8 protein-coding genes and 4 pseudogenes are annotated in these 10,315 nt (G+C 68.3%); 7 read left to right on the top strand and 5 right to left on the bottom strand.

The window, feature by feature from the left end:
- Nucleotides 1–193: 193 nt before the first annotated feature.
- Nucleotides 194–289, bottom strand: a complete 96-nt coding sequence (locus AB0I98_RS48960; RefSeq protein ID WP_362952876.1) for a hypothetical protein — start codon at nucleotides 287–289, stop codon at nucleotides 194–196.
- A 109-nt stretch (nucleotides 290–398) separates the two neighbouring features.
- On the opposite strand from AB0I98_RS48960, the pseudogene AB0I98_RS48955 reads away from it, so the two are divergent.
- Nucleotides 399–1,259, top strand: a pseudogene (locus tag AB0I98_RS48955) (NmrA/HSCARG family protein); the annotation flags it as partial.
- Between the two features lie 713 nt (nucleotides 1,260–1,972).
- Here AB0I98_RS48955 and AB0I98_RS48950 read toward each other — a convergent pair.
- Nucleotides 1,973–2,470 (bottom strand): MarR family transcriptional regulator, encoded by a 498-nt coding sequence (locus AB0I98_RS48950; RefSeq protein ID WP_362952874.1) that lies wholly within the window; start codon nucleotides 2,468–2,470, stop codon nucleotides 1,973–1,975.
- An 884-nt stretch (nucleotides 2,471–3,354) separates the two neighbouring features.
- Here AB0I98_RS48950 and AB0I98_RS48945 point away from each other — a divergent pair.
- From AB0I98_RS48945 to AB0I98_RS48930, 4 genes are read left to right on the top strand one after another with little or no spacing between them, the layout of a single operon-like run.
- A complete protein-coding gene (locus AB0I98_RS48945) occupies nucleotides 3,355–4,344 on the top strand; it encodes an ABC transporter ATP-binding protein (protein WP_362952872.1) in 990 nt (329 codons plus the stop codon).
- Complete coding sequence (locus AB0I98_RS48940; protein WP_362952870.1) at nucleotides 4,341–5,156, top strand: ABC transporter permease; 816 nt, start codon at nucleotides 4,341–4,343, stop codon at nucleotides 5,154–5,156. The genes AB0I98_RS48945 and AB0I98_RS48940 overlap by 4 nt, the downstream gene beginning before the upstream one ends.
- A 29-nt stretch (nucleotides 5,157–5,185) precedes the next feature.
- On the top strand, nucleotides 5,186–6,451 hold the full coding sequence (locus AB0I98_RS48935; RefSeq protein ID WP_362952878.1) for a sensor histidine kinase: 1,266 nt from the start codon (nucleotides 5,186–5,188) through the stop codon (nucleotides 6,449–6,451).
- Nucleotides 6,448–7,062 carry a response regulator transcription factor gene (locus AB0I98_RS48930; RefSeq protein ID WP_362952868.1) on the top strand — a complete coding sequence of 205 codons (615 nt, stop codon included), beginning with the start codon at nucleotides 6,448–6,450 and terminating at the stop codon, nucleotides 7,060–7,062. Before AB0I98_RS48935 ends, AB0I98_RS48930 begins: the two co-directional genes overlap by 4 nt.
- Before the next feature lie 127 nt (nucleotides 7,063–7,189).
- On the opposite strand, the gene AB0I98_RS48925 is transcribed toward AB0I98_RS48930, so the two are convergent.
- A complete protein-coding gene (locus AB0I98_RS48925; RefSeq protein ID WP_362952866.1) occupies nucleotides 7,190–7,606 on the bottom strand; it encodes a MarR family transcriptional regulator in 417 nt (138 codons plus the stop codon).
- 108 nt (nucleotides 7,607–7,714) lie between these two features.
- Here AB0I98_RS48925 and AB0I98_RS48920 point away from each other — a divergent pair, with 108 nt between their 5' ends.
- On the top strand, nucleotides 7,715–8,620 hold the full coding sequence (locus AB0I98_RS48920; protein ID WP_362952863.1) for an alpha/beta hydrolase: 906 nt from the start codon (nucleotides 7,715–7,717) through the stop codon (nucleotides 8,618–8,620).
- A 374-nt stretch (nucleotides 8,621–8,994) separates the two neighbouring features.
- Nucleotides 8,995–9,242, top strand: a pseudogene (locus tag AB0I98_RS48915) (ISKra4 family transposase); the annotation flags it as partial.
- Nucleotides 9,243–9,254: 12 nt separating this feature from the next.
- Here AB0I98_RS48915 and AB0I98_RS48910 read toward each other — a convergent pair.
- Nucleotides 9,255–10,005 (bottom strand): annotated as a pseudogene (locus tag AB0I98_RS48910) (transposase family protein).
- 224 nt (nucleotides 10,006–10,229) lie between these two features.
- Nucleotides 10,230–10,315 (bottom strand): annotated as a pseudogene (locus AB0I98_RS48905) (IS5/IS1182 family transposase); the annotation flags it as partial.

Here is a 10,315-nt window from a genome sequence, read left to right as displayed (position 1 = left end):
AGGACCCTCAGCAAGTCCTATCGTTGCAGGTCAAGGGCACTTTCCGTGTTTCTGATCAGCGCTTGGACAGCCCACCTCGTGAAAGCGCGAGGCTAAGGCCGAGCATGTCGCCAACGGTGTCGAGGTGGGTGCGGACCGCGTCCGCGGTGGGTTGGGCGAAGGCCGTGCGGATCGCCGCAGCGACCATCTCGGCCTATCCTTCCCGGATCACAACCAGGATGTTGCGGACATGGCGGACCCGGCAGCGCTGATAGACGGCACCAAGCATGACCCTGCGGATCGCTTTCACCAGGCCACTGGCTCGGAATAGGCCTTACGCCCGGGTAGTTGTGATTGGCATGATCAATATCAACAAAACCGTCGTCGTCCTGGGCGCCACGGGATAGCAGGGAGGATCGGTCGCCGCGGCGCTGCGGGACGACGGCTGGGCGGTTCGCGCGGTCGTGCGTGATCCGTCCGGCCAGCGGGCCCGATCCCTCTCCGCCGCCGGCATCGAGACCGTTCGCGGTGACCTCGGCGATCCGGAGTCGCTCCGCGCAGCCTTCTCCGACGCCCATGGCGTCTTCAGCGTCCAGCCGAATTCAGGCCAGGCCGACGCCGACGTGACCGACGAGGACGAAATCCGCTTCGGCACGACGGTGGCCGACATCGCCGAGCGCTGCGGCGTCGCCCACCTCGTCTACAGCTCGACGGTCGCTGCGGGGCCGACACCGACGGGCGTCGCCCATCTCGACACCAAGAGCCGTATCGAGGCCCATGTCCGGAATCTGGACATCGCCAGCTCCATAATTCGGCCGGCCACGTTCATGGAGAGCCTGATGCTCCCCGGAATGGGCCTCGACCGGGGACAGATCTCTTTCCTGATGCGCCCCGACCAGGCCATGCAGTTCATCGCGGTACGCGATATCGGCCGGATCGTCGCCGCGGTCTTCGGCTCACCCGATCGCCACGCCGGACGCACCGTGGAGATCGCCGGTGACGCTCTCACCGGCAAGGCCCTGGCCGATCATCTGACCCAGGCCACTGGTCGGCTGATCAGCTACAGCCGCCTGCCGACGACGCTGCTGGAGCAGAATGAGGCCCTCGGCGGATCGGCAGCGCTCGTTGACTCCGGCAGGCTGGTAGGAAACGCGAACCTCGACGCGTTGCGTGCGGAGTTCCCCTTCCTGCTGCGCTTCGACCGCTGGCTGGCGGGCCCTGGTGCGGGCCTCCTCAAGGAGGCGCTCCGTTCTGCGGGCACGGGTATCGCTCTTCGCTGAACAAGGCCCTGTGTGCGATCCGGTCGGACTTTGGCGACGAGGTTCACCTCGACCAGTAGTTCGGGGAAGGCCAATCGAGGGATACTGATCATCGCGCCCGTGGAAGTGGCCGAACGAGATCAAGCGTATTGGACGCAAGGTCCGGATCTCCTGTTCCTGGCGGGGATGCAGGGTCGGTGGGTGTACGAGACGCACTTCCATACTCATCGCCCACACCGCGCCCTCCGCCAAGCAGCGCCGCTGCGACCACTCCCCAACCCGAATGACCCGCACGACAAGGTCATCCGCCGCGACCTACTCGGCGGCTTGATCCACGAATACACGCAGGTCACATGGGACGGCCCAGTTTCGGGCACCCACAGGGGATCTCGTTGCTCTTGTCGGTGACCTGGCGCTGGGCCTGAACCCGTCCCAGCCTGGCCCGCCATTGACCTGATGAGCGCACCAGCGCGGCACGCAGAAGGCCGCCGACACCGCGCTCACCGGGGCGGATTCCCAAGGTCCAAACCGAAGTTCGAGAAGCGTAGAAGGCGTACGGGTCATGCGGATCACTCCGGAGCTCCGCGCGAGCGGCCTGGTTTAAGCAAGCGTGCTGAGCGACTCATGCGTCAACACGTCGCCCAGGGATGCGAGGTTGCGGCACTGGTCTTGACCCGCAGATCCGGAGGCGACAGCGCCTCGACCCCATAACATAGATGTGGGCACCGGCGAGGTCACTCTGGCCGATCGTCCAGGTTCGCGATGATCTTCTCGGCGATGGTGCGCAGGTGCGTAACCTCGGTCGCGCTGAGGCCGGCGAGGACCGTGTCCCAAGCGAAGACGTCCTGTAGCGGCAACACCCGTTCCACGAGGTCGAGGCCACGCCGCGTGAGGACGGCCTGGTAGGCACGGCCCTTTTCGGGAGTGTCCTCGCGGCGCAGCAATCCGTCAGCCTCAAGTGAGCGGAGCGCATGTGACAGGCGGCTCTTCTGGAATCGTAGTGCCCGGCTCAGTCGAGTTAGACCCATGGTGTGCCGATCTGCGCCGGCGAGCAACGCGAGGATCTTGAAGTGGCTGTGCGGGATGCCGGCGTCGTGCCGCGTCTGTCGCTCGAGCTCGGCTTCGACCAGGTGAGCGAGGATGACCAGTGACTGCCAGTCCTCTCTCTGCTCCTGCAGCACCCGGGGCCTGGCCCGCCGTTCGTCCGACCAAGGCGTCGTGAGATCAGACAATCGGCCATCCACCTCTCCCGGCTTGCCAAGCGGCGAAGCCTTCGTCGTACATTGCACACCTAGTGAGTTGCAGGTTCAACTCCCTCGCCCGACGCGCCTGAGGGGAGGAGTCTAGTCATGCCAGCTCAGCTCGCCGGCAAGAGGTTCACAGGAGATCTTGGCAGTTGCAGCTGGGGGTGACCTGCGCGTCGGCACGCGAATGACCTACATGGTGGCCAGCGGTGATGAGGATGGCGACCGATGGTCACAGCGAGGCGGCCGACGTCGAGATCGTGGAGATCCGTCCGCAGACATACCTCGTTCTCCTGGCGTGAGGCCAGCGGTGCGACCGTTGTCCACGTCGAGGAGCTGGCCAACTCGACACTGCACTCGATCGTGACCCTCGACGGCCAGCGGTACCGGCTGGCCGGGAGCTTCTAGGCGGAGTCGGCGGCGCGCTGTGTTCCAGCGTGACGCCGGGCTTGCGAATCGTGCGACCTGCACGACGCCCTCGCCGACATTCCTTCGGATACGGCTTGGACACTGCAACATCCTTCCAGGCCGCCTCTCAGCAAAGCCAGGTCGGGTATCACCGAACTCCGCAGCAGTCCCGATGTCGCCGACCTGTCCGATCATCTTCGCGGCCAGCACCATGCCTGCCCAAGCCGGGCAATGACGTCAAGCTGGTGCGGGAGGCTGCCGGAGCGTCTCACATCTGGGCTCCGTTGTCCCTGACCTGCCGGTCGAGCCGCAGGTCGGCGGGATCGCCGGCGATGTCATGACGGCAGTTTGTCGACCCACACATAGGGCTGCCCCCCACACACGGCCGCCGGTCTGACATTTGTCATGCCGACTGGTGACAGGGCGGCACTGGTTCCCCGCCTGTCCACGAACAGGATTGAGGCATGCAAATCAACAGACACGAACACGTCATTGAGGTCACCGACCTGCGGCGTGTGTACGGGGGCGGGTTCGAGGCCGTGCGCGGAATCGACTTCTCCGTAAGCCGTGGCGAGGTCTTCGCGCTGCTCGGCACCAACGGCGCCGGCAAGACGTCCACGGTCGAACTGCTGGAGGGGCTCGCCGCTCCGGCCGGCGGCCGGGTGCGCGTCCTCGGGCACGACCCGTACACCGAGCGGGCCGCCGTACGCCCCCGCACCGGGGTCATGCTCCAGGAGGGCGGCTTCCCCTCCGAACTGACCGTCGCCGAGACCGCACGGATGTGGGCGGGGTGCGTGAGCGGGGCCCGCCCGCCGGCGGAAGTGCTGGGGCTGGTCGGGCTGACGTCGAAGACCGACACCCGCGTGAAGCAGCTCTCCGGCGGCCAGCGACGCCGCCTCGACCTGGCGCTCGCCCTGCTCGGCGACCCCGAGGTGCTCTTCCTCGACGAGCCCAGCACCGGACTGGACGCCGAAGGCCGCCACGACACCTGGGAGTTGGTGAGCGCGCTGCGCGACCGCGGTACGACCGTGCTGCTGACCACGCACTACCTGGAGGAGGCCGAGCACCTCGCCGACCGGCTCGCGATCATGCACGAGGGCCGAATCGCCGCCACCGGCACCCCGGCCGAGGTGACCGCCGCGCAGCCGTCCCATATCTCCTTCGAACTCCCCGCGGGCTACTTCGTGGCCGACCTGCCACCATTCGCCTCACTGGGCGTCAGCGACCACGAGGTCGACGGCCGGATGATCAAGCTGCGCACGCAGGAACTCCAACGCGCGGCCACCGGACTGCTGGTGTGGGCCGGACAGGCCGGAGTGGAACTGCGCCGCCTGGACGTGCGCTCGGCCTCCCTGGAGGAGGCCTTCCTGAGCATCGCCAAAAAGGTGTCCGCGAGGACGGCCGACGGAACGACGCCCGGGACGCAGAAGACGACGCAGGAGTACGCGGCATGAGCGCCACGACGACCAATGCCTCCACCACGCGCACCGTGACCTCTGCGGCGAGCACGCCGCGGACGCGCATGACCGCCCTCGCCCGCGCCGAGCTGACCCTGCTCGGCCGGAACAAGGGGGCCCTGGCCGCCGCGCTGTTCGTGCCGCTGGTGCTGCCGTTCAGCGTGCGGGCGGCGGCCAAGGAGATGGACCTCGCCGAGGCCGGACTGACCATCGGCACCCTCATGCTGCCCGCCGCGATCGGCTTCTCCCTGCTGTTCGCCGTCTACTCCGCCCTCGTCGGCGTCTTCGTCGTCCGGCGCGAGGAACTCGTCCTCAAACGGCTGCACACCGGCGAGCTGCGCGACGTGGAGATCCTCGCCGGATCCGCGACGCCGGCCCTGCTCAGCGCGCTCGTGCAGTCCCTGCTGCTCGCCGTGGGCTGCGCCGTGCTGCTCGACCTGTCCGCACCGTCCGCGATCCACCTGTCCGTTCTCGGTCTGCTGCTCGGTCTGGTGATGTGCGCCGCGCTCGCGGCGGGCACCGCGAGCTTCACCAGGACCAGTGATAACGCGCAGGTCACACCGCTGCCCTTCATGTTCGCTTCCATGCTCGGCTCCGGCATGTTCGTCCCGCTGGAGCTGCTCCCCGACCGGCTGGCCTCCGTCTGCGAACTGCTGCCGCTGACACCCGTCATCACTCTGGTGCGCGGCGGCTGGACCGGCGACCTGTCCGGAGCCGAGACGATGGGCGCCATGGCGACGGCGGTGGCCTGGACCGTCCTGGCGATGTTCGCTGTTCGGCGGTGGTTCCGGTGGGAACCGCGGCGCTGACGTTCGGACCGAGTGGGAACGGCGGATTCATGCCCAGGCCATGTAGATGGTGGCGGCTCAAGAGCACCCCGGAGAAGGTGGAGACGTACACCCGGTGGTCGTTCCACGTCTTCGGGGTGAGCGAGATCGCCGGCATCGGACTGGCGACCTACAGACAGACGAGTCCACGACTCGCGACCGTGCTGTCCCTGATGGTCGTCGTGCACGCCGTGGTGTGCATGGCGACCGCCTCACGGGCCCTGGACTGGACACTCGGACACCGTCCACAGCCGCTACGTCAGCTGTGGCTGCTCGGCGCCATCACCGCGGTCCTCGCGATCGTCGCCGTCGGCATCGCGGAGCACGGCCCCGCCGGCGAGAATGTCGAGAGCATGGCCCTCAGCGTGTTCGTGGGCCTACAGGGCTTCGGCGTCGGCGTGATCGCGCTCGGGGTGCATAACGACCGGCGGCGCGTCATCAGGCTGGTGAGCGGTTTCGCGGCGGGCGCGGGTGTCGTGTCGTTCGCCGTGGGCATGCCGTGGCTCGCCGCGCTGATCATCGCCTGTGTCCTGCTGTTGGCCGGAGCGTTCCTCGCCGTCACCGCGATGCTCTCCGTCTGGCTCCTCAACGTGGTCTTCACGCTCGACGAGGCCAAGGAGACCCGGGCCCGGCTCGCCGTCGCAGAGGAGCGGCTGCGGTTCGGCCGGGACCTGCACGACGTGATGGGACGGAACCTGGCGGTGATCGCCCTCAAGAGCGAACTGGCGGTCCAGCTGGCCCGGCGCGGGCGGCCCGAGGCGGTGGAGCAGGTGATCGAGGCGCAGCGCATCGCGCAAGAGTCGCAGCGGGAGGTCCGGGATGTCGTACGCGGCTATCGGGAGGCCGCCTTGGAGGTCGAACTGGCCGGCGCCCGCGGTGTGCTCTCGGCGGCCGGGATCGTCGCGGAGGTCACCGACGAGACGGAGGGACTGCCCTCCGCGGTGCAGTCGGCCCTCGGCTGGGTGGTGCGGGAGGCGACCACGAACGTGCTGCGGCACGGGGACGCGAAGAAGGTCGCCGTGACAGTGCTGATGTCGCAAGGGCGGGTAGTGCTGACGGTGGAGAACGACGGGGTCACACAGTGGCGGGACTCCTCGCCCGACGCGGACGCGCCCGCCGGGACCGGTGGCTCCGGGCTCGCGGGCCTGCGGGAGCGGCTGGCCGCGGTGGGCGGCACACTGGAGGCGGGAACCGTCGGCGAGGGCGTGTTCCGGCTGACGGCCGAGGTGCCGCTGCCGGCTGTCGGGGCGCGAGCCGCACTGAGGGTGGCGTCGTGACGGCTACCGTGCGCGTACTGCTCGCCAACGACGAGCACCTCATCCGCGGGGCGTTGGCGGCTCTGCTGTCCCTGGAAGAGGACCTGGTCGTGGTCGCCGAGGCGGCCACCGGTACGGAGGCGCTGGCGATGGCGCTGGCGCACGCGCCGGACGTCGCCGTCCTCGACCTCCAGATGCCCGGCGCCGACGGTGTCAAGGTCGCCACATCGCTGCGGGCCGAGCTGCCCGACTGCCAGGTACTGATCGTGACCAGTCACGGGCGCCCCGGGCATCTCAAGCGGGCGCTCGCGGCCGGGGTGCGCGGGTTCGTCCCCAAGACGGTCAGCGCCCAGCGGCTCGCCGAACTGATCCGCACGGTGCACGCCGGAAACCGGTACGTCGACCCCGAGTTGGCCGCCGACGCGATCTCCGCCGGGGACTCGCCGCTGACCGCGCGCGAGGCCGAGGTGCTGGAGCACGCCGCCGACGGGGCGCCCGTCACGGAGATCGCCGAACGCGCCGCGCTCGCCGAGGGGACCGTACGGAACTACCTGTCGTCGGCCGCGAGCAAGCTCGGCGCGGAGAACCGGCACGCGGCGGTGCGGCTCGCACGGGAGCGGGGTTGGCTATAAGGACATCGCCGCGACCGCGGGTCGTTGCACCGACGCCGCCTTCCGGGAACGAGTCCTCTCCGGCCCCCGCCGCTCGGCCCCGGCGCAATGCCGGTCGCCCGACTGCGGGCCGCTCGTAACGATGGCCTCACGCAGGCGAGGCCAGCATCTCCTGGAGGATGCGCTGCAGTTCGGTGCGGTCCTGTGGAGTGATCCTTGCCAGCCTGCGGTCGTACTCCGCGGCGAGGGCTGCAAGTGCACGATCCCGCGCCTCTACACCTTCAGCGGTCAGTGTGAGCTTGTGGCGCCGCAGGTCCGCGTCGTCGATCTCGCGCCGGATGAACCCTTTGGCGACGAGGTTGCGGACGTAGGTCGTCACGCTCGCCTTGGGCAGCAGCAGCGCCGCTGCGATCTCGGCCGGGTACGGCGATGCTTCCACCTCGGCCAGGACGAAGAATTCTTTCGTGTCCAGCCCGAGCTCGGCCAACTCCTGCGTACAGGCGTCCATCACGACACTCAGCAGCCGCTGATTCAGCGTCCACAGTTGCGCCCCGTCGGCCGACATGCGAGCCCCTCATCCAAGTGGTACGGTTTCGTATTAGTTCCAAACCGTACCAGCGACTGTTTCGTACTGGACGTCTACGGAGCAACAATCTCACGAAGGACGTCACCCATGCTTCAGCACATCACGATCCCGCGCGGACCGATCAAACTCGCAGCCGCCCTCCACCTGCCCGACAACGCCGCTCCGCTGCGCGCCGTGGTGCTTTCCACGCCCGGCAGCAGCGTGAAGGAGCAGATCGGCGCCACCTACGCATCCCGTCTCGCCGCCCACGGCATCGCGGCGCTCGTCTTCGACCCCGCTCACCAAGGACAGAGTGAAGGCGGACCCCGTGACCTCGAAGACCCCTACCGCCGCGGCGAGGACATCTCCTACGCCATCGACGCGCTCACCACGACCCCTGTCATCGACCCGCACCGCATCGGCGTCCTCGGCATCTGCGCCGGCGGCGGCTACGCCGTACACACCGCCCGCACGGACCACCGCATCAAGGCGATCGGCACGGTGGTCCCCGGCAACATTGGCACGTCGTTCCGCAGCTTCCAGCCCGACGGTCCGGCCACCGCGCTCGACACCCTCGCCGACGCGCGCATCGAAGAGGCCCGCTCCGGCGAGGTGACCCGTGTGAACTGGCTGCCCGACACCCTGGAGGACGCCGCGGCAGCCGGGCTGACCGACATCGACACCACCCAGGCCATCACCTACTACTGCACCGAGCGGGGCGGCAACAAGCACTCCACCAACCGCCGCCTCTCGCGCAGCGACTCCCTCCTGCTGGGCTACGACGCGTTCCACCTGGCCGATCAGCTCATGACCCAGCCACTGCAGGTCATCCTCGCCGGACGCATCGGCAACACCGGCTCCTACGAGGCGGGCATGCAGCTGTGGAAGCTGGCCCCCAACCCCGTCGACCTCATGGTGATCGACGGCGCCGGCCACTACGAAATGTACGACGAACCCGCATACGTCGACGCCGCCGTCGAACGGCTCACCAACTTCTATTTCAACAACCTGTAAACGTCCTGGTGTACGGACGTGTGATCTCCACGCTGGTCCCACTCAACGAAAGATCCCGTCGGGCAGGTTCGCGCTGTTTGCGATCAGCTGTCACCGGCCCGGAGGGATGTTGACGGAGTCTGCCAGGGATGTCATAGAGATTCTCGAAGCGTTCGAGCTGACCCGCTGCGCCTTCTCAGCCGCCCAGCTGGCCGGGTGCGATCCGAAGACCGTTCAGACGTACATCGACCTCCGTGAGGCCGGGCTCTCTCCCCAGGAGACGGCCCGCCGCCTGCGGATGATCGACCAATTCCCGCCGAAAATCGAGGAGTTGGTGGAACACTCCAAAGGGCGATTCGACCCGCAAGGCCACCGAGCGAGCCCGGCGCACGTTCCGCACCCGCCTGTCCGACGGGGAGAAGACCTGCCGCGAGAGGATGGCCACCTCGGCGGTCGCCCACGACGCCGACCCTGCCCCGCGCAAGGGCCCCAAGGCCCAGCAGAAGTGGCTCACCGCCTCGGTCCGCAACGACGCCGCCCAGGTCATCACCGCCGCGTTCGACCAGGCCGAAACCCGTGACCCGCAGCACCACCGCTACTGGTGGTCCTGGTCGACGGCGCCGCCCACCAGCTGGAACTGATCCAGTGAGCTCTTTCAGCTTTGCCGCTCCAGGGTGGGGACGGCGGCGGCGATTGACGACATTCGATTCGGGCTGCATCGGGACCTGCGGAAGATCCGCCACGACTTCAGCCGTGCGACGCCGCGCTCGACTGGTGCCCGTGCGGCTGACGGTGCGGCGGTTGACGGTCTGTTGGGTGGGCGTGAGATCACCGCCCGGCGGGCGTCTGAGGGCTGTCGTCACCCACGGGCCGGCTCCGATGTAGGCACGGTCGGCCAGGACCGGGATGCCCTGGCGTTCGCAGATCCGGATGATCCGGTGGGTGCGGGCCGCGGTCAGGTCGTGCGCGCGGCCGGGCAGGGCGGGTGAGATCCACAACAGTTCCCCGGCAGGGTCGGTCACCGCCTGCACGTACGCCCCGTGCCGACGGTGCTTGTGGGAGAAGTCGGCCCGGCTGACGCCGACCCGGTCGCCCTCCGCCAGGGTGCCGTCCAGCAGGACGTAGTCCGGGTCGGCCTCACGCAAGGCACGCAGCAGTCCGGGGGAACGGTCGGCGAGCAGGTCGACGGCGGCTGCCGCGTAGGCGTGGGCGGTGCCGACGGCGATACCGAAGCCGGCAGCGAGCTGGGCGAGGGTGTCGTGCCGGCGGAGGTACACCAGACCGACCAGAGCACGCTGGTGCGGTGGAAGCTTGCAGCGGCGGTCACCCTCACGGGTGACGATGAGCATCGTGACCCACTCGACGAGCTTGTGAGGCAGGTCGAGTGCGGCAGGATGGGCAACCAACAGGGCTCCTGCGCCGGTGGGTTGAGACTTCGAACACCTCCTCCAACGGCACGGGAGCCTTGTGCGTTGCGGGCACCGACGCCGTCATCCGATCAGTGGCCACGCTGAAAAGGCTCCCTACGTTGTTCTGCGGGAGGCGGTGAGCCCTTCGTATGGTTCACCCACCCAGGGACGCCGGGTGTGGTTGAAAAGGCTCTGCCGCTTGTGGCTCTCAGTGAGGTCTTTCAGCGTTGCCGCTCCAGAGTGAGGACAGCCGCGGAGATTGACGACATTCGATTCGGGCTGCACCGGGATCGGCGGAAGATGCGCC

It is taken from the genome of Streptomyces sp. NPDC050211 (assembly GCF_040656035.1).
Classification (GTDB): domain Bacteria; phylum Actinomycetota; class Actinomycetes; order Streptomycetales; family Streptomycetaceae; genus Streptomyces.
This window is presented reverse-complemented; position numbering and strand designations above follow the sequence as displayed.